Source organism: Rhizobium sp. CFBP 8762 (assembly GCF_014841565.1).
Lineage (GTDB): Bacteria > Pseudomonadota > Alphaproteobacteria > Rhizobiales > Rhizobiaceae > CFBP-8762.
The window spans coordinates 13466-31123 of record NZ_JACYUD010000013.1; the positions used below are offsets into that span (position 1 = coordinate 13466).

Genomic DNA, 17658 nt, shown 5'->3' on the forward strand with positions numbered 1-17658 from the left:
CCTTCGCGATCACGCGATCTTTCCGTCCTATGCCCATCCTTGGTCCTGTGACGAGCAACGGTCAGGAAGGATACCAATGCCTGATCATTCCGTATTGTTACCAATCGCTAGTTGATATCTTCCGGCAACACCGGCAGCGGCGCAATCTCGATGCCTTCATCGATCAGCGCCCGTGCTTCATCCGGCGTCGCCTTACCAATCAGCCCACGGGCATTGGCCTCGCCGTAATGCACCTTGCGGGCTTCTTCGGGAAAGCGCTCGCCGACATCCTCGGCATTCTGGCGAATGGAGGTTACCATCTCGCGTATTTTTCCGATGACCTCTTTTTGAGCTGAATCCATGATTACGGCGCGGGCCTCGTCCTTTTTGCGAGCGGTGGACACGGATGGAGCCATTAGCTCCTTCCCAACGCGCAAAGATCCACAAACGGGACAGCTCACCAGCCCGCGCTCCGACTGATCGTCAAAATCGCTGCTGGAGCCAAACCAGCCTTCAAAAGCATGGGCCTGATCACAGGACAGACTGTAGCGGATCATGACGCTGCCGGATTGAGCACGAATTCGCGCTCATTTTTCAGGTTGGGGATTTTTGCCCTTGCTTGGCCAACACGATCAAGGTCGAGATCGGCGATGATGACCGCCTCACCCACACCACCGGCCTGCGCCAAAACCTTGCCCCATGGATCGATGATGATGGAATGACCATAAGTCTCACGCCCATCCTCATGCACACCACCTTGGGCTGCGGCGATGACGAAGGCGCCGTTTTCAATGGCGCGGGCACGCAACAGAATGTCCCAATGGGCCTCACCTGTCTGGCGCGTGAATGCCGCTGGAACCGTCAGAATATCCACGCCATCTAAAGCCTGGGCGCGAAACAACTGCGGAAACCGCACATCGTAGCAAATGGCAAACCCAAATTTCCCGACAGGCAAAGTCGCCGTGCGCGCTTGTTCGCCGGGCCGGTAGACTGCGCTTTCCCGCCAGCTTTCACCGTTGTCCAGATCCACGTCGAACATATGAATCTTGTCGTAATGGCAGATTTTGGCACCGTCCGGGCCAAACAGAAAGCCGCGATTGGCAATTTTGCCATCCTCAAGCGCTATCGCCGTCGAGCCGATATGCACATAGACTTTGAGTTCCCCAGCAAGTTCTTGCGCTTTGGCCACGATCACATCATCGGCTTCGCTGCGCAAAATAGCGCGAAGACCGTTACGATCCCGCTGGAGTGCACCCGTCATTTCCGGTGTCTGGATATAGGTGGCACCCTGGCTTGCCGCATCGCGCACCAGCCGGGCCAAATGGTTGGCGTTTACAAGCGGATCAGTGCCGGAGCACATTTGAACAGCAGCAGCGCGCAGGATCATGTTACACCTTTACGCCACCAGCATGGGATCAAGCTTGCCCTCGCGGTCCAGCGCGTGAAGATCATCCGAACCGCCGACATGCTGGCCGTTGATGAAAATCTGCGGGAAGGTCGAAGCACCATTGGCTTTACTGATCATTTCCTGACGCAGTTCCGGCAAGCCCGTTGCGTCATGCTCGGTGAAGGCCACGCCTTTGGAGGTGAGGAGCCGCTTGGCAGCCGCACAATAGCTGCAGAACTGCCGGGTGTAGATTGTAACAGACGCCATGATTTATCCTGACAAGCCTTCATTTCAACACCCATCATATAGGCGCGGCCAACGCTCTTGCAAAGGTCAAAACCGTGACATCGGCCACACCCGCACGCTTCAGCACTCGTGTTGCCGCCGAAACGGTTGCGCCTGTGGTGTAGACATCGTCCACGAGAACCACGCGCTTGCCAAAAAGCTGCGGCAGCGCGTTTTCGCGCACGCGAAACGCGCCACGCACATTGTCCTGCCGTGCGGCCTTGCCCAGCCCCACCTGCTGGCTGGTGCGCTTGGTGCGAATCAAAACATCCGCGAGATAAGGTTTGTTGGCCGCTTTCGCCATGGCCCGCGCCAGTTCGGCAGACTGGTTGAATTTGCGCGAAATCAGTCGCGCTCGGTGCAAGGGAACGGGAATGATGACGTCACAGGCGTCCACCGTCCCATCACTGGCGCGCAGCATCCATCGTCCCATGGAGTGGGCGAGATCCGTCCGGTCGAGATACTTCAATTTGTGCACAAGCGTTCGCGCCACGCCCTCATGCAGCGCAACCGAGCGCAAACGATCAAACACCGGCGGCTCGGCAATTGCCTGCGCCGACAGGATGCCCTTGCCGATATCGCGTGAAAACGGCAGGCCCAACACCTCGCAATAGGGACGCTCAATCAGCCGCAATGTTGTCCAACATTGCGCGCACACGCCGCCGGGGCTGGCGATCAACACACCGCAACCACCGCATACCGGCGGAAACGCGATATCCACTGCACAGGCCAACGCTCGTTTTGCGCTTGCCCCGGTGGCCGTCATCAGCATTCGTGCGTGTTTAAACACCATGGAGTTGACACTATATCGCCGTTTGAGCCATTGCGACATCTATTCGTGTGAAGGAGCGTCCGTATGGACAAGATATTTGACCAGACGCTGATAGAAGCGAAACGACGCCGCGCTTTTGCAACGGCCAGTCCGAAGGCGGATTTTCTGTTGGAGATTGCCGCTCGTGATCTGGCGGAACGGCTGGCCGTGGTCGAGCGCCAGTTCGAGACGGCTGTGGAGTTGCACGGCTATTCCGGCTTGACGGCGCGCTACATGCTGGAAACCGGCAAGATCAACCATTTGACACGGGTGGAAACCGAAACGGCCTTCGCAACAGCAGGACTTGATTTTGTCCAGTCACCGCTGGAAATCGTGCCGCTTGAGCCGGCGTCCACCAATCTCATCGTCTCGCCCCTGTCGCTGCATCTCACCAATGACACACCCGGTGTCTTCATTCAAATCCGGCGCGCCTTGAAGCCGGACGGCCTGTTTCTGGCGGCCATTCCCGGCAGCGGCACGTTGAGCGAGCTGCGCGATGTTCTGTTGCAGACGGAAAGCGAATTGAGCGGTGGCGCAAGCCCGCGTGTGATTCCCTTTGCGGACGTGCGTGATACCGGCGCGCTGTTGCAGCGTGCGGGCTTCGCCCTTCCGGTAGCAGATACGGAAAATTACACGGTGCGCTATGATTCGATTTTTGCATTGATGCGCGATCTGCGGATCATGGGCATGACCAATCCGCTGATCAACCGCCCCCGGACCCCGGCCAACAGAGCCTTTTTTCTGCGGGCCGCCGAAATCTATGCGGAGCGCTTTTCCGATCCGGACGGGCGCATCCGCGCCACCTTCTCGGTCATCTATATTTCGGGATGGGCACCGCATGAAAGCCAGCAGAAACCACTGGCACCGGGATCGGCCAAAACACGGCTTTCCGATGCACTTGGGGTTTCAGAACGACCGTTGAAGAATTAACAGCCGCTTTTCGCGCCGTTGCTGTCGATAATGCAGACGGCACCCGGAACCGGCTGCACGGCGCTGTCGCGCACGGTGTAACGGTCGCTTTTCTTGACCTTGACGTCAGGAATACTGCCGGTCTGGATCATGTCGTAATCAACGGGCGAATTCGCAATCAGGCGGCTGTCGGTCTTGGACGACAGCATCGGCGTCAGCACGAGCGTGAGCGCAATGGCCGCCGTGCCGAACAACAGAGCGAGATTGAGCGCACCGGTCTTCGGAGAGGGATGATATCCCATCTCTTTTTCCTGCACCGTTCTCCAAAACTCGTCATCAACCATAGCCCGTCTCCGAAAACCGGCAGCACCACGCGTCAAAGACGAGCAGCGCTGCGATAAGCTTATCCGTGGGGTAACTGTGGCGGACTGGGATAAAAGATTGATTAACGAAACGGAAATTTCCCCGTTAAAATGGGAATGAGGCGGTTATCCCCTACAAAAGATCCATGAGATATGGAATCAGCGGCTCATCGGCGGGTGGCATGGGGTAATCGCGCAGGGCTTTCGGGCGCACCCATTTAATGGCCTGGCCTTCCCGGCCATGCGGCGTGCCTTCAAACCGGCGGCAGACATAAAGCGGCATCAGCAGATGAAAGGTCTCGTAGGTATGGCTGGCAAAGGTCAGCGGCGCGAGACACGCAACCTTCGTGGTGATACCGAGTTCTTCGTTCAACTCGCGGATCAGCGTTTCCTCAGGCGTCTCGCCCGCCTCTACCTTGCCGCCGGGAAACTCCCAGAGACCGGCGAGCGATTTGCCTTCCGGCCGTTGTGCCAGCAGAATACGACCATCCGCATCAATGAGCGCACAGGCCGCTACCAGAAGGATTTTGCGCGCCGCACTCATGCGGACGCACCGACAACAGCGGGACGGCGGTAGGTGTAGCGATACACTTCGCCAAACCCGAAGGTGCGATACATGGCAATCGCCGGGGCGTTATCGGCCTCCACCTGCAACCATGCCGTCTTGGCGCCGCGCAAACGCGCCCACCGCAGCGAGGTGCCCAGGATGGCGGAACCTATGCCCTGCCGACGCAGGTCTTTGCGCACAATCATCTGGAGAATACCGGCCATGTCATTATCCTGCACTGCCAGACAGACAGCCTCGGGACCGCTTTTGGCATCTTCAAACAGGAACATGCCACGCTCGGGCTTGATGGCATTGATGATCTCGCTCAGGCCCGCTTTGAGAAACGCATCCTCACCGCTAACCGAAAGCCGTGCATCGACGAAGCGACCGACATCGCGGATCGGCAGATGGTCCATGCCATCGCCGGGGTCGCTGACGGTCAGGTCCACGCGCATGACGATGGTCTCGCCAAGGCTGCTCCAACCCTGCTCGTCCATGTGGGAGACCAGCGGCAGCGGCGTCAAAGGGGTCTGCCGCACCGTCAGCGGACGGCCATAATCGGCGAAGCGGCGCGCTGCCTTTTCCAGCCGCACGGCAATATTGGCCGTGTCGGACGGGTCCAGCGGATTGAGAGAATTCAGACGCTTGGAATCATGTCCCGCCGTCAGGCGGATCAGCCAGCTTCCATCGTAAAGGACCGAGGCCGCCGGCCATGCGCGGAAGGCCACCGCTTCCAGACGGCGGACACTGGGTAAATCGGTCATAGCATTTCGGTCCTGCACAGCGATCATGTCAGCTACGATAATCGCCGTTGATCTCGATATATTCCTTGGTCAGGTCACAGGTATAGACGGTGGCCTTGCCTTCACCCAGACCAATCTCCACCCGCACGGCAATATCCTGCTCGCGCATCACAGCGGATGCCGCATCCTCGCTATAGCTGGGGTCACGCTCGCCATCGACGGCAACGCGCACATCACCAAACCAGATTGCCAGTCGGTCCCGATCCGCCATCTCGCCGGATTTGCCAACGGCCATGACGACACGGCCCCAATTGGCATCCTCACCGGCCACAGCGGTTTTGACCAGCGGCGAATTGGCGATGGACAGCGCAATGCGCTTGGCAGCCGTATCGTTTTCAGCCCCTTCGACCGTCACCGCCACCATCTTGCGCGCACCTTCGCCATCGCGAACCACCTGCAAAGCCAGATCGTGCAGGACAGCGTTCAGTGCATCACGGAAACCGGCCAGTGCCGGGTCCGCCGCATCGGTTATTTTCGCCTGTCCGTCGGCGTGGGCAGCCCCCGTTGCAAACAGCATCAGCGTATCGGACGTTGAGGTGTCACTATCGACAGTCACCGAATTAAACGTGGGCCCGACACCATCTGACAACAGTGTTTGCAGGGCTGCGGGTGCGATATCTGCATCCGTCACCACGAAAGACAGCATGGTTGCCATATCCGGCGCAATCATGCCTGCACCCTTGGCAATACCGTTGATGGTAACCGTAACACCACCAATGTCGGCGCTGCGTGTCGCAACCTTTGGGTAGGTATCGGTGGTCATGATGGCCTTGGCCGCTTCCAGCCAGAAATCACCCGTGGCTGAGCTGTTCAGCTCATCTAGAACACCGGAAAACTTTGTTGCGTCCAGCGGCTCGCCGATCACGCCTGTCGAGGCCAGAAAGACTTCGGTCTCGGTGCAACCGACCGCGCTTGCCGCCGACTTCGCCGTCAGCGCCGTTGCCTCCCGGCCTTTTTTGCCTGTGAAGGCGTTGGCGTTGCCGGAATTGACGACAACCGCGCGGGCAACGCCGCCACGCAAATGCTCGCGGCAAAGATCAACCGGGGCCGAGGGGCAGCGCGATTTCGTAAAGACGCCGGCAACGGCCGCGGGCGCATCGAAAACCATCATCAGCACGTCCGTGCGGTTTTTATACTTGATGCCCGCCGCTGCCGTTGCCATGCGCACGCCGCGCACCTCCGGCATATCGGGATAGGATTTTGGAGCAAGCGGCGAAACAGAGGACATGGGCCAACCTATAAAACGAAGAACGGAAGTGCCCGGACCGACGTGTCCGGCCCGGGCAAAATACATGTAAAACTTATTCGGCGGGCTTTTCTTCGCCAGCTTCCTGTTTGTTGACGTCCTCATAGGCCTTCTTCAGGGCCGGGTCGGAAATTTCCACACCGGCATCAGCCTTAGCCTTGGTCAAAAGGTCCACATACTTGTCGCGCATGACAAGCTGGCGAACCTGCGGCTCAACCTGCTCCAATGTCGGGGCTGGCTGTGTGCGCTTGTCGGTCAGCAGAATGACGTGATAGCCGAAGGGGCTTTTGACGGGCTCCTTGGTATACTTGCCCTTCTCCAGCGCGAAAGCGGCGGTTTCAAACTCGGGAACCATGCGGCCCTTGGTGAAATAGCCGAGGTCGCCGCCATCGTCCTTGTTGCTGTCGGTAGATTTTTCCTTCGCAACGGCTGCGAAATCCTTGCCGCCATCCAGTTCCTTGATGATCGCCTTGGCTTCTTCCTCGGTCTTCACCAGAATGTGGCTGGCCTTGACTTCTTCCTGCGGCGGAATCTTCTTCATTTCGGCCTCATACCGGGCCTTCACCTCTTCCGGCGTCACGGTATCGACAACATACTTCTTGAAGTAGCTGTTGTGCAGCTCGCGCTCGGTAAGATAGGCGATGCGGTTTTTGAAGCCCGTATCGTTTTCCAGACCATCGGTCTTGGCACCCTTGGCCAGAAGCTTGACGTCGATCACGGCAGACAAGGCAGCCACACGCTTCTGGTCGTCCGGAAGGTTTGCCAGCTGCGGATCAAGACCGGTCATGGCAAGATCGACTTCAGACTGATGGATTTCAGCGTCTCCAACCTTGGCGATAACGGGATCGGCAGCGCCTTGAGCATATGCTGCCGTCGTGCCAAGCCATGCAACCAGTGCAGCAGCGGCAAGCCTATTGTACGTCTTCATTCCTGTGACCTTTCACATGATAGCATTTCCAGTGAAAGCGGAATCGCTTTCATGCCCGGACAATGCGGTAAACAAATGCTCCAACACTGGACTGATTCCAGATTATCCTGTCCACATCACCAGATTGTGGCCGTTGTGGTACGAAGGCGAAACCCCTGTCTCCCGTTGACATAATTCGACCCCCCTCTTATCTGTCACGCAATCTCACGTCCAGATCAGTTCCGGGCGGTACGGCCACGGAATTAAAGGAAAGGGCCATATAAATGGTCAGTCTCGGCGGCATCGCCCGCAAATTGTTCGGTTCGTCCAATGACCGCCGCGTGAAGGGTTATTCTTCCCGCGTCAATGCCATCAATGCGCTTGAGGCAGACATGCAGGCGCTGTCAGATGCGCAGCTGGCGGCCAAGACTGTCGAATTTCGCCAGCAACTGGCAGATGGCAAAACGCTCGATGATCTTCTGGTGCCAGCCTTCGCCGTGGTGCGTGAGGCATCCCGCCGCGTTCTTGGTCTCAGGCCCTTCGATGTGCAGTTGATCGGCGGGATTATCCTGCACGAGCGCTCCATCGCCGAAATGAAAACCGGTGAAGGCAAAACGCTGGTGGCAACGCTGCCAGTCTACCTCAATGCGCTGGCATCCAAGGGCGTGCACGTCGTCACCGTCAACGACTATCTGGCAAGTCGCGATTCGGCGACCATGAACCGGATTTATTCCTTTCTCGGCATGACCACGGGCGTCATCGTCCATGGCCTCTCGGACGAAGAGCGACGCGCGGCCTACGCCTGTGACATCACCTACGCCACCAACAACGAACTCGGGTTCGACTATCTGCGCGACAACATGAAGTATGATCGCGGCCAGATGGTGCAGCGCGGCCACTTCTTCGCCATCGTCGACGAGGTCGACTCCATTCTGGTAGACGAAGCCCGCACGCCGCTGATCATTTCCGGCCCGCTGGATGATCGTTCCGAGCTGTACAACACCATCGACGCCTTCATTCCGATGCTGTCGGAGGAAGACTACGAAATTGACGAGAAACAGCGCTCGGCCAACTTCTCAGAAGTGGGCACTGAAAAGTTGGAAAACCTGCTGCGCGACGCCAATCTCCTGCGCGGCGAAACGCTGTATGATGTCGAAAACGTTGCCATCGTCCACCACATCAACAATGCGCTGAAGGCCCACAAGCTGTTCCAGCGCGACAAGGACTACATCGTCCGCGATGACGAAATCGTCATCATCGATGAATTCACGGGCCGCATGATGCCGGGTCGCCGCTACTCCGAAGGTCAGCATCAGGCGCTGGAAGCCAAGGAAAAGGTTACCATCCAGCCGGAAAACCAGACGCTGGCATCGGTCACGTTCCAGAACTATTTCCGGATGTACGACAAGCTGGGCGGCATGACCGGCACGGCCTCGACCGAAGCGGAAGAGTTCGGCAATATCTACGGTCTGGAAGTGGTGGAAGTGCCCACCAACCTGCCGATCAAGCGTATTGACGAAAGCGATGAAGTCTACCGCACCGGCGAGGAAAAATACAAAGCCATCGTGGTGGAAATTCGCGAAGCACAGTCGCGCAAGCAGCCGGTTCTCGTCGGCACCACGTCCATCGAAAAATCGGAGCTTCTGGCCACGCTTCTCGCCAAGGAAGGCTTCAAGGATTTTCAGGTTCTGAACGCCCGCTACCATGAGCAGGAAGCCTATATCGTCAGTCAGGCCGGTGTACCCGGTGCTGTGACCATTGCCACCAACATGGCCGGTCGCGGCACCGACATCCAGCTCGGCGGCAATCTGGAAATGCGTCTGGAGCGTGAGCTGGAGGGCGTGGAGCCCGGACCCGAGCGCGATGCCAGGCATGACGCCATCGTTGCCGATGTAAAGCGGTTGAAGGAAGAGGCGCTGGCCGCTGGCGGTCTTTACGTTCTGGCAACAGAGCGCCATGAAAGCCGCCGGATTGACAACCAGCTTCGCGGCCGTTCCGGTCGTCAGGGCGACCCAGGCCGCTCCAAGTTCTTCCTGTCGTTGCAGGACGACCTCATGCGCATTTTCGGCTCGGACCGGATGGACAGCATGTTGCAGAAGCTCGGTCTGAAAGAAGGCGAAGCCATCGTCCATCCGTGGATTAACAAGGCTTTGGAGCGTGCGCAGAAGAAGGTGGAAGCCCGCAACTTCGACACACGCAAAAACCTGCTGAAATACGACGACGTGCTCAACGATCAGCGCAAGGTGATCTTCGAGCAGCGCATCGAGCTGATGGATTCGCCGGATATTTCCGAAACCACGACCGATATGCGCCACGAAGTCATTGACGATCTCGTCAACAAGCATATTCCCGAGCGCGCCTATGCGGAGCAGTGGGATGCCGTTGGCCTGCAAGCCGAAGTGGCAACACAGCTCAATCTCGATCTGCCGATTGTGGAATGGGCTGCCGAGGAAGGCATTGCCGAAGACGATATCCGAGAGCGTATCCGCACCGCAGCCGATGCCGCCGCGAAGGACCGTGCGGAGCGGTTCGGCCCGGATATGATGCTGTATGTGGAGCGCTCCGTCGTGCTGCAAACGCTGGATCATTTGTGGCGCGAGCATATCGTCAACCTCGATCATCTGCGCTCGGTCATCGGGTTCCGGGGTTACGCGCAGCGCGATCCGTTGCAGGAATACAAGTCCGAGGCTTTTGAACTGTTTCATGCTCTGCTTGCCAACCTGCGGCAGGCCGTGACCGCGCAGTTGATGCGCGTGGAGCTGGTGCGTGAGGCCGAGCCTCAGCCGTTGCCTGAAATGGAAGGCCACCATATTGACGCTCTGACCGGCGAGGATGATTTCGGCGACAATGATGGCTCCGGTCCGCAGTTTGTGGTTGCTCCGCACAATCGCGACCCGGAAGACCCCGCCACCTGGGGCAAGGTCTCGCGCAACGAGCCCTGCCCATGCGGTTCCGGCAAGAAGTACAAGCACTGCCATGGCAGCTTTGAATCCGTTTGATCCCTGACATGAACGCCCCTGACGGGGCGTTTTTCTTTGGCTAAACCCTAAAGGCGGGCGGATAGGGTGGCTTGGTTTTTGCGGTTTCAAATCCTGGCTGGCAGGGTGCTGGTATCCGGCACACCGGAGCGTTTTGCGCTGACTGCTTTTTCTATTCGCATTGTCAGCGCGGCAATCGCCTTCCTGTCGCAGATTATGCTGGCGCGTCTGATGGGTGGCTTCGACTATGGTGTCTTCACCTTCGTCTGGGTTCTGGTGATCATCGTCGGCACGCTGTCCGGCTTTGGTTTTCCCACCACAATCATTCGATTTCTGCCGCAATACCGCGCCGATGGGCAGTTCGGCCACATTCGCGGCCTGACACTTGCCGCCCCTTTGCTGGCGATGGGCACTGCCAGCCTGTTGGCGCTTATTGGCTGGTTTGCGATGCAGCATGTCAGTGCGCATATCGAAGCATACATGCTTGTGCCGCTGACGATTGGCCTGATGATACTGCCGATGATTGCTCTCGGCGATATGATGGATGGCATTGCGCGTGCCAGTGGGTGGCCCATTATCGCGCTCAGTCCCACCTATATCGTGCGGCCTCTGGCCATTCTGGCCTTTATGAAGCTGGCAGCCGCACTTGGTTACGACCACAGTGCGCGCGTGGCGCTGATAGCAGCTCTGCTTGCCACCTATCTCACCAGTATGGGGCAATGTCTGCTGGTCATGAAGCGGCTTCTCGCGCAGGTGCCGCGGGAGCCGCATGCACTGGAATTTGCGAAATGGCTGCCGGTAGCGCTACCCATTCTGGTCATTGAGCTCTTCGGCTTTCTGTTGACCAACTCGGATGTGGTCATGGTCGGGTTCTTTTTGAGACCGGAGGACGTTGCGATCTATTTTGCTGCTGCCAAGGTGATTGCGCTGGTCAATTTCGTCATCTTTGCCGTAAAAGCGGCTGCGGGGCCACGCTTTGCAAATGCCATCGCTGCCGGAAATACTGCCCAATTATCGCATATCGCGGTTGAGAGCGCACGCTGGACGTTTTTTCCGTCGCTGGCGCTTGGTGTTGTTCTTCTGCTCGCAGGCCCTTGGCTGCTCGCGCTGTTTGGAACCAGTTTTGTTACAGGGCATAGTCTCATGCTCGTTCTGTTTATCGGTATTGCCTGCAAGGCTTTTGTCGGCCCTGCAGAAACGTTGCTGATGATGGCCGGGGAACAAAAGCTGTGTGTAGGGATTTATGGCGGTGCCGTGATGTTCAGCATCATCGTCAATGTTATCTTTATTCCTTTGTTTGGCACCGTGGGCGCGGCACTTTCAACAATGTCGGCGATGATCGTGGAAACTGTGATGCTGCATGTGGCGGTGCGCTATCGATTTGGTGTTGTTTTGACTGCGTTTTCCAATGTCGCGGAGCCGAACTCTGCTTTTGAGCGTGAAAAATGGTAATGCGTACAGATCTGAAGTCCAGACGGGCAAACAGCCCGCGCTTTATCGACACTGCCAGAGCGTCAAAGGTTGCCCCGCCTGCCGATATGGCCGTTCCCATTGGCCCGGAGGGCCGGGAGTTCTGCCTCTACACCGCACAGATGGGCTATGATCTTCAGGAAGAACTCGATTTTCTCTCCTATCGCGCCATAGAGCCAAACGTGTTTTTCACGGGCCGTTTTCTGGCTCCGGCCATGCCGCGCGTGGACGAGCGCACCGTGCGTCTGGCCCTGCTGCGCGACGAGGACGGCACGCGAAGCCGCCTGCGTTTCCTGATGCCCTTCACCATTGAGAGACCGGGCTACTCGCTGGGTTCATCGATCATCCGTGCCTGGTCCAACCCCTTCGCGCCGCTGGGCACGCCGCTGCTGGATGGCGAGGGTGCGGTTGACAGCATGTCGCATATGCTGGAGGCCTTCGCCAACCCAGCCCTCGGCCTGCCGGATGTGCTGGTGTTTCCCGATTTACGGCTGAACGGACCGTTCGCGCGGCTCGCCCGTGCCGTTGCCATCAACCTTAACCTGCCGTTGGACACCACCGACACGGTACAACGCCCCATGCTCGACAGTCTGGATGATGGTCCAAACTATCTCAAGGACGCCATCACACCGCATCACTACCGGGATATGCAGCGCCAATGGCGTAAACTCTCGGAAAATGGTGCTCTGATCTATGACGTTGCCCGCCAGCCTCAGGATATTCATTTCCGGCTAGAGGAATTTCTTGCGCTGGAGGCCAGCGGCTGGAAAGGGCAGAAGCGCACGGCCATGGTCACGGATCGCTACCACGCTGCCTTTGCCCGCGAAGCCGTTACCAATCTAGCCGACAGCGATGCGGTGCGCATTCACACATTGAGCCTCGATGGTCAGGTCCTGGCGTCCATGATCGTATTGCTGATGGGTGGTGAGGCGTTTACGTGGAAAACGGCCTACAACGAAGCCTATGCCAGCTTTTCGCCGGGCAAGCTTCTGGCAATGAAAGTCACGGAATGGAATCTCGACGATCCAAACATCAGCCGGTCCGATTCCTGCGCCGTTCCGGACCATCCCATCATGAGCCGCTTCTGGAAGGAACGTGAGGATATGGGCACACTGATCATCGGCCTGAAACCCTCCGCAGACCGTGATGTGCGGCAGGTCGCGGCGCAACTGCATCTCTACCGCAACACCCGTCAGATTGCCCGGATGCTGCGGCAGAAACTGAGATCATTGACGCGGCGCTAGAGCGTATTCGATCTGATTGAACCAGATCGGCGCTCTAAGTCATTTATTTGTAAGCATCATCTTTTCGATCCTCGCTTCGCTCCGGTCGGATTATGCTCTAAAGCCAGTTCGCTTTTACTGGAAATTCTCAAGCACAATCTTGCCCATGGCTGCATGACTTTCCAGCAGTTCGTGGGCGCGCTTGAGATTGTCAGCGTTGATCACACCAAAGTGCTGGCCAAAGGTGGTGCGCAACGTGCCATCATCAATCAGCCGTGCGACATCGTTGAGCAAGGCCCCCTGTTCTTCCATATCATCGGTTTCGAACATGGAGCGGGTAAACATGAACTCCCAATGCGTAGAAACGCTTTTTTGCTTGAATGCGTTGACCGCCAGCGTGCCGGGATCATCGATCAGCGCAAACCGGCCCTGCGGCGCAATCAGCTCGGCAATATCGGGCAAATGCTCATCCGTATGGGTGGTGGAAAACACATAGGAAGGTGCACCGATACCAAGCGCCGCCATGCCATTGCTCAAACCTGCGCTGTGGTCGATGACGTGATGCGCTCCAAGATCGCGCGCCCAATCCTGTGTTTCCGGGCGGGATGCGGTCGCAATAACGGTAAGATCGGTCAGTTGCCGTGCCAGTTGAATGGCTATCGAACCAACGCCGCCTGCTCCGCCGACGATCAGAATGGAACGCGCACCACCTGGTACCGGCTTGTTGACATCGAGACGATCAAACAGAGCCTCCCACGCGGTAATAGCCGTCAATGGCAAGGCCGCTGATTGTGCCCAGTCCAGTGATTTCGGCTTTTCACCAACAATGCGCTCATCCACCAGATGAAACTCCGCATTCGTGCCAGGCCGCCCGAGCGCACCGGCATAGAAAACGGCATCGCCAACACTAAACAGCTCCGCATCCGGTCCCGTTTCAACCACGATGCCCGCAGCATCCCAGCCCAGAACTTTCCACTGCCCCTCATCCGGCCGCGCATTTTTGCGAACCTTCGTATCGACAGGATTGACGGAGACCGCCTTTACCTCAATCAGCAGGTCACGACCTTGCGGCGCTGGTTTGGGCAGATCGATATCCACGAGGGCATCGGGGTCGTCGATAGAAAGTGGATTTTGATAACCAACGGCGCGCATAGTTTCTCCTTTTCAGCCTGTTCGTTTCCGCCGGAAAGAACATCGGGAAGAAACATATAGTATTGAAAACCGCCATGTCATCGTGCGTCCGAAGGTTACGTTCTACCCGTGCACCTGCTCCTGATGCCGTTGCAGCCGCTTTCCATAGGCCTGACTGACCCGATCAAACAGAATGGCGATACCGACGATTGCCAACCCGTTGAAAATGCCAAGCGTGAAATACTGGTTGGCAATGGCCTTCAAAACCGGTTGCCCCAGACCCTGCACGCCGATCATGGATGCAATCACCACCATGGCCAGCGCCATCATGATCGTTTGATTGATTCCGGCCATAATCGTGGGCAGCGCCAGCGGCATCTGCACCTTTCGTAGCGTCTGCCATTCGGATGAGCCGAAGGCGTCGGCTGCTTCCAGCACATCGCGATCCACATGGCGGATGCCCAGATTGGTCAGGCGGATCATCGGCGGCAAGGCATAGATGACCACCGCAATCAGCCCCGGCACCTTGCCGATGCCCAACAACATCACCACCGGTATCAGATAGACGAAGCTTGGCATGGTCTGCATCACATCCAGAACCGGATTGATGACCCTCTGAACACGGTCCGACCGCGCCATGATGATGCCCAGCGGAATACCGATGACAATGGACAGGATGGTACAGACGAAGATCATCGAGATCGTCTTCATCGTATCGTCCCACATTTCAAAATAACCGATCAGAAGCAACGTCACCACCGAGCCGATGGTGATGCGAACATCCCGGCTGGCAAACCAGGCGATGGCAGCGATCACCACAATCACAATGGGCCAGGGTGTCGAGGTCATCAGCCGTTCGGACCAGATGAGAAACGCCTTCAAGGGATTGAACAACGCTTCGATCACATCGCCATAGCCGCGTGTGAAACCCCGGAAACCTTCATCGATAGCCTTCTTCAATGCCCGAAGGCTGTCGGCATTCATGCTGGGAAATTTATAGAACCATTCCATGGCGTTAGCTCGCTTGCAACTGCTTCGACAAGACATGCGAAAGCACACCCGATATCGCTAGAGCATCTTCGACGAACTGCTTTCGCCAAAAATGCTCTAACTCCTTGTTTTGCCGCATTGTCCGGACGTGAAAATCTCTGCGTTTCACTGGAAATGCTCTATCGCATGTGCTTTCATCTCCTTTAAAGGGAGGCTTTGACCTTCTCGGCAACCTCTGGCGAAACCCATTTCGTCCAGAGCTCGGGTTGCGTCTTCAGGAACTCCTTGGCACCTTCTTCGCCAGAAGCCTGATTATCGGTCATCCACGCCATCAGTTTGTTGACGGTCGCGTTGCTCCAGTTGCGCGCCTTCAGATAGTTGACGGCATCACCAGCGCGATTGGCAAACTCGGTGGTGATCACGGTTTCGACGGTGTCGCGTGGCCACTCATTGGGCTTGGGGTCTGCGCAGTCGGCAACAGTGTTGCACCGCTTCCATTCTGCCTCATCATAAGGAACGCCGTGTTCCAGCTTGACCATCTCATACTTGCCGAGCAGCGCCGTGGGCGCCCAGTAATAGCCGACCCAGCCTTTCTTCTGCTCATAGGCCTTTGCCATCGAGCCATCCAGCCCCGCTGCTGAACCGGGATCAACAAGGCGGAACCCGGCCTTGTCGCCGTCGAATGCCTTGTACAGATTGGTGGTGACCACCGTTCCGCCCCAACCCGCCGGACCGTTATACACAGCGCCCTTGCTGCTATCTTCCGCATCCGGAAACAGTTCAGGGTGCTTCAAGACATCACTGATGGATTTCAGTTCCGGATTGGCATCGGCCAGATATTTGGGAATCCACCAGCCCTGCACACCGCCATCCGCCAATGACTTGCCTGTGGAGATCAGTTTCTTTTCTTCATATGCCCGGTTCAACACCTCCGGCACCAGACCCACCCAGGCCTCCGGCGCCACATCGGGCTGGCCCTTTTCGGCCATGGACGTCAACGTCGGCACCGTATCGCCAACGATCAGTTCGGCTTGACAGCCATAGCCTGCGCTTAAAATGATTTTGTCGACATTGGCGAGCACCTCTGCCGATTGCCAGTTCATATTGGCAATCGTTACGGTGCCACAGTCCGCAGCCATAACCTGTCCTGTCGCCAGCATCGTACCCGCTGCCAGCACAGTTGAGAGCAAAATTGTTTTCATCACTATTCCCCTTTTTTGAGCGGCTTCCTTTGTAGAACAGCAACAGGAGCCACTTGCCGTTACTGTCTTTTCACAAGCCTGCCACAGTTTTTCGGTATCTGCCAACAGCGTTTTTCACTCACTGCGATTATAGAATTATGCGCCACTGCATGGCGCAGAGAGAACAGTTGTTACGGTGCTGACCCCTTACCTTTGCGCCCGTCAACAAAGCTCATTTTAGACTTGCAAGCCGTTCGCGCGTGCAAGTACACCTGAGCGCGCGTTCAGCTTTGGTAAAATTTGACAGCAAGCAACGGGATGTGGTCCTCTCGTCAGGACGTTAGAAGAGGCTATAGCTACGGCTTCGAGGAACCACGCCATGCAGCAATCACATGAAGATCAGGATGCGGCCCGGTGGTCAGCACTTGTCCGCCGGAAGTCCCTGCCCGATGATCCCTTCGTCTATGCTGTCAAGACAACCGGGATATACTGTCGCCCGTCCTGCCCTTCGCGCCGCGCAAAGCGGGAAAACCTCTTGTATTTCAGTAGGAGCAATGAAGCTGAAAAAGCTGGCTTTCGCCCCTGCCTGCGTTGCCGGCCCGAAGCCGGCGATCCACTGGAACAGCAATCTGAATTGATCCTGACCGCCTGCCGAACGATTGAGGCCAGCGACAACCTGCCCTCACTCGATTCGCTGGCCAAGGCAGCCGGACTGAGCCCCTTTCACTTCCACCGATTGTTCAAGGCCGCCACGGGTATTACCCCGCGCCAATATGCTGTGGCAAAACGCAATGATCGGCTGCGGGACAACGTATACGGCACCGCCAACGTGACAGAGGCGATTTATGCCTCAGGCTTTCAGACAGCCAGCCGCTTTTACGCAACCACGGACGCAACACTCGGAATGACACCCACCGACTACAAAAACGGCGGTTCAAAAGCGCCGATCTGGTTTGGCATCGGCACATCCACACTTGGGTTCGTGCTGGCCGCGCGCAGTGAAAAAGGCGTCTGCTGCATCCTTCTCGGCGACGACCCCGACATTTTGTTGCAGGATTTGCAGGATCGCTTTCCCAAAGCAACGCTGATTGGTAATGATCCAACCTTCGATGAAAGCCTTGCTGCCATCATTGCCTTTGTCGATCAACCCTCCCGCGCTTTGACCCTTCCGCTGGACATTCGTGGAACCGCCTTTCAACAGCAGGTGTGGGAGGCTTTGCGGGCCATCCCTATCGGACACACCGCCAGCTACACCGAGATTGCAATACGGATCGGCGCACCAAAGTCCGTCCGTGCCGTGGCCCAGGCCTGCGCCGCCAACGCGCTGGCGGTTGCCATTCCCTGCCACCGCGTTGTGCGTAACGATGGCGCGCTTTCAGGCTATCGTTGGGGTGTAGAGCGCAAGCAGCGCTTGCTTAACGAAGAACACAAGGAAAGATCGGACTAAAT

17 protein-coding genes are annotated in these 17658 nt (G+C 57.4%); 5 read left to right on the plus strand and 12 right to left on the minus strand.

The window, feature by feature from the left end; translation table 11 throughout:
- Positions 1 to 107: 107 nt before the first annotated feature.
- The 4 genes from IFT84_RS20760 to IFT84_RS20775 are packed head-to-tail and all read right to left on the minus strand — an operon-like array spanning position 108 to position 2423.
- Positions 108 to 536 (minus strand): DUF1178 family protein, encoded by a 429-nt coding sequence (locus IFT84_RS20760; RefSeq protein ID WP_192122539.1) that lies wholly within the window; start codon positions 534 to 536, stop codon positions 108 to 110.
- Entirely contained in the window at positions 533 to 1366 is an 834-nt protein-coding gene (locus IFT84_RS20765) for a carbon-nitrogen hydrolase family protein (protein WP_192122540.1), read from the minus strand. Before IFT84_RS20765 ends, IFT84_RS20760 begins: the two co-directional genes overlap by 4 nt.
- A gap of 9 nt (positions 1367 to 1375) precedes the next feature.
- Positions 1376 to 1633: a glutaredoxin 3 gene (grxC, locus tag IFT84_RS20770; protein ID WP_192122541.1), complete on the minus strand. Its 258-nt coding sequence runs from the start codon at positions 1631 to 1633 to the stop codon at positions 1376 to 1378.
- 34 nt (positions 1634 to 1667) lie between these two features.
- Positions 1668 to 2423 carry a ComF family protein gene (locus tag IFT84_RS20775; RefSeq protein WP_446737635.1) on the minus strand — a complete coding sequence of 252 codons (756 nt, stop codon included), beginning with the start codon at positions 2421 to 2423 and terminating at the stop codon, positions 1668 to 1670.
- An 84-nt stretch (positions 2424 to 2507) separates the two neighbouring features.
- Here IFT84_RS20775 and IFT84_RS20780 point away from each other — a divergent pair, with 84 nt between their 5' ends.
- Positions 2508 to 3392 (plus strand): methyltransferase domain-containing protein, encoded by an 885-nt coding sequence (locus IFT84_RS20780; protein WP_192122543.1) that lies wholly within the window; start codon positions 2508 to 2510, stop codon positions 3390 to 3392.
- Here the strand turns inward: IFT84_RS20780 and IFT84_RS20785 are convergent.
- From IFT84_RS20785 to IFT84_RS20805, 5 genes are all read right to left on the minus strand, one after another.
- Positions 3389 to 3715, minus strand: a complete 327-nt coding sequence (locus tag IFT84_RS20785; RefSeq protein WP_192122544.1) for a hypothetical protein — start codon at positions 3713 to 3715, stop codon at positions 3389 to 3391. The genes IFT84_RS20780 and IFT84_RS20785 overlap by 4 nt on opposite strands.
- A gap of 151 nt (positions 3716 to 3866) precedes the next feature.
- Positions 3867 to 4277: an 8-oxo-dGTP diphosphatase MutT gene (mutT, locus tag IFT84_RS20790; protein WP_192122545.1), complete on the minus strand. Its 411-nt coding sequence runs from the start codon at positions 4275 to 4277 to the stop codon at positions 3867 to 3869.
- Complete coding sequence (locus tag IFT84_RS20795) at positions 4274 to 5044, minus strand: GNAT family N-acetyltransferase (protein WP_192122546.1); 771 nt, start codon at positions 5042 to 5044, stop codon at positions 4274 to 4276. The genes mutT and IFT84_RS20795 overlap by 4 nt, the downstream gene beginning before the upstream one ends.
- Before the next feature lie 28 nt (positions 5045 to 5072).
- Complete coding sequence (gene argJ, locus IFT84_RS20800) at positions 5073 to 6311, minus strand: bifunctional glutamate N-acetyltransferase/amino-acid acetyltransferase ArgJ (RefSeq protein WP_192122547.1); 1239 nt, start codon at positions 6309 to 6311, stop codon at positions 5073 to 5075.
- Between the two features lie 73 nt (positions 6312 to 6384).
- Positions 6385 to 7257 (minus strand): peptidylprolyl isomerase, encoded by an 873-nt coding sequence (locus tag IFT84_RS20805; protein ID WP_192122548.1) that lies wholly within the window; start codon positions 7255 to 7257, stop codon positions 6385 to 6387.
- A 263-nt stretch (positions 7258 to 7520) separates the two neighbouring features.
- Between IFT84_RS20805 and secA the strand changes: the two genes are divergently transcribed.
- The 3 genes from secA to IFT84_RS20820 all read left to right on the plus strand — a co-directional run bounded on the left by secA (position 7521) and on the right by IFT84_RS20820 (position 12928).
- On the plus strand, positions 7521 to 10235 hold the full coding sequence (gene secA, locus IFT84_RS20810; protein ID WP_192122549.1) for a preprotein translocase subunit SecA: 2715 nt from the start codon (positions 7521 to 7523) through the stop codon (positions 10233 to 10235).
- Between the two features lie 78 nt (positions 10236 to 10313).
- A complete protein-coding gene (locus IFT84_RS20815) occupies positions 10314 to 11666 on the plus strand; it encodes a lipopolysaccharide biosynthesis protein (protein WP_197975630.1) in 1353 nt (450 codons plus the stop codon).
- Positions 11666 to 12928, plus strand: a complete 1263-nt coding sequence (locus IFT84_RS20820) for a GNAT family N-acetyltransferase (protein WP_192122551.1) — start codon at positions 11666 to 11668, stop codon at positions 12926 to 12928. The genes IFT84_RS20815 and IFT84_RS20820 overlap by 1 nt, the downstream gene beginning before the upstream one ends.
- Before the next feature lie 114 nt (positions 12929 to 13042).
- Here IFT84_RS20820 and IFT84_RS20825 read toward each other — a convergent pair whose 3' ends face one another.
- The 3 genes from IFT84_RS20825 to IFT84_RS20835 all read right to left on the minus strand — a co-directional run bounded on the left by IFT84_RS20825 (position 13043) and on the right by IFT84_RS20835 (position 16230).
- Positions 13043 to 14059 (minus strand): zinc-binding alcohol dehydrogenase family protein, encoded by a 1017-nt coding sequence (locus tag IFT84_RS20825; RefSeq protein ID WP_192122552.1) that lies wholly within the window; start codon positions 14057 to 14059, stop codon positions 13043 to 13045.
- 102 nt (positions 14060 to 14161) lie between these two features.
- Complete coding sequence (locus tag IFT84_RS20830; protein WP_192122553.1) at positions 14162 to 15049, minus strand: ABC transporter permease; 888 nt, start codon at positions 15047 to 15049, stop codon at positions 14162 to 14164.
- 182 nt (positions 15050 to 15231) lie between these two features.
- A complete protein-coding gene (locus tag IFT84_RS20835) occupies positions 15232 to 16230 on the minus strand; it encodes an ABC transporter substrate-binding protein (RefSeq protein ID WP_192122554.1) in 999 nt (332 codons plus the stop codon).
- 358 nt (positions 16231 to 16588) lie between these two features.
- Between IFT84_RS20835 and ada the strand changes: the two genes are divergently transcribed.
- On the plus strand, positions 16589 to 17656 hold the full coding sequence (gene ada, locus IFT84_RS20840) for a bifunctional DNA-binding transcriptional regulator/O6-methylguanine-DNA methyltransferase Ada (protein ID WP_192122555.1): 1068 nt from the start codon (positions 16589 to 16591) through the stop codon (positions 17654 to 17656).
- The last annotated feature ends 2 nt before the right edge of the window (positions 17657 to 17658 follow it).

Bases quoted from the DNA above. Each gene is read 5' to 3' on its own strand.
- mutT (WP_192122545.1), bottom strand. From the start codon at position 4,277: ATGAGTGCGGCGCGCAAAATCCTTCTGGTAGCGGCCTGTGCGCTCATT.
- IFT84_RS20760 (WP_192122539.1), bottom strand. From the start codon at position 536: ATGATCCGCTACAGTCTGTCCTGTGATCAGGCCCATGCTTTTGAAGGC.
- IFT84_RS20820 (WP_192122551.1), top strand. From the start codon at position 11,666: ATGCGTACAGATCTGAAGTCCAGACGGGCAAACAGCCCGCGCTTTATC.
- IFT84_RS20775 (WP_446737635.1), bottom strand. From the start codon at position 2,423: ATGCTGATGACGGCCACCGGGGCAAGCGCAAAACGAGCGTTGGCCTGT.
- ada (WP_192122555.1), top strand. From the start codon at position 16,589: ATGCAGCAATCACATGAAGATCAGGATGCGGCCCGGTGGTCAGCACTT.
- argJ (WP_192122547.1), bottom strand. From the start codon at position 6,311: ATGTCCTCTGTTTCGCCGCTTGCTCCAAAATCCTATCCCGATATGCCG.
- IFT84_RS20785 (WP_192122544.1), bottom strand. From the start codon at position 3,715: ATGGTTGATGACGAGTTTTGGAGAACGGTGCAGGAAAAAGAGATGGGA.
- IFT84_RS20765 (WP_192122540.1), bottom strand. From the start codon at position 1,366: ATGATCCTGCGCGCTGCTGCTGTTCAAATGTGCTCCGGCACTGATCCG.
- IFT84_RS20830 (WP_192122553.1), bottom strand. From the start codon at position 15,049: ATGGAATGGTTCTATAAATTTCCCAGCATGAATGCCGACAGCCTTCGG.
- IFT84_RS20805 (WP_192122548.1), bottom strand. From the start codon at position 7,257: ATGAAGACGTACAATAGGCTTGCCGCTGCTGCACTGGTTGCATGGCTT.
- IFT84_RS20835 (WP_192122554.1), bottom strand. From the start codon at position 16,230: ATGAAAACAATTTTGCTCTCAACTGTGCTGGCAGCGGGTACGATGCTG.
- grxC (WP_192122541.1), bottom strand. From the start codon at position 1,633: ATGGCGTCTGTTACAATCTACACCCGGCAGTTCTGCAGCTATTGTGCG.
- IFT84_RS20780 (WP_192122543.1), top strand. From the start codon at position 2,508: ATGGACAAGATATTTGACCAGACGCTGATAGAAGCGAAACGACGCCGC.
- IFT84_RS20795 (WP_192122546.1), bottom strand. From the start codon at position 5,044: ATGACCGATTTACCCAGTGTCCGCCGTCTGGAAGCGGTGGCCTTCCGC.
- IFT84_RS20825 (WP_192122552.1), bottom strand. From the start codon at position 14,059: ATGCGCGCCGTTGGTTATCAAAATCCACTTTCTATCGACGACCCCGAT.
- secA (WP_192122549.1), top strand. From the start codon at position 7,521: ATGGTCAGTCTCGGCGGCATCGCCCGCAAATTGTTCGGTTCGTCCAAT.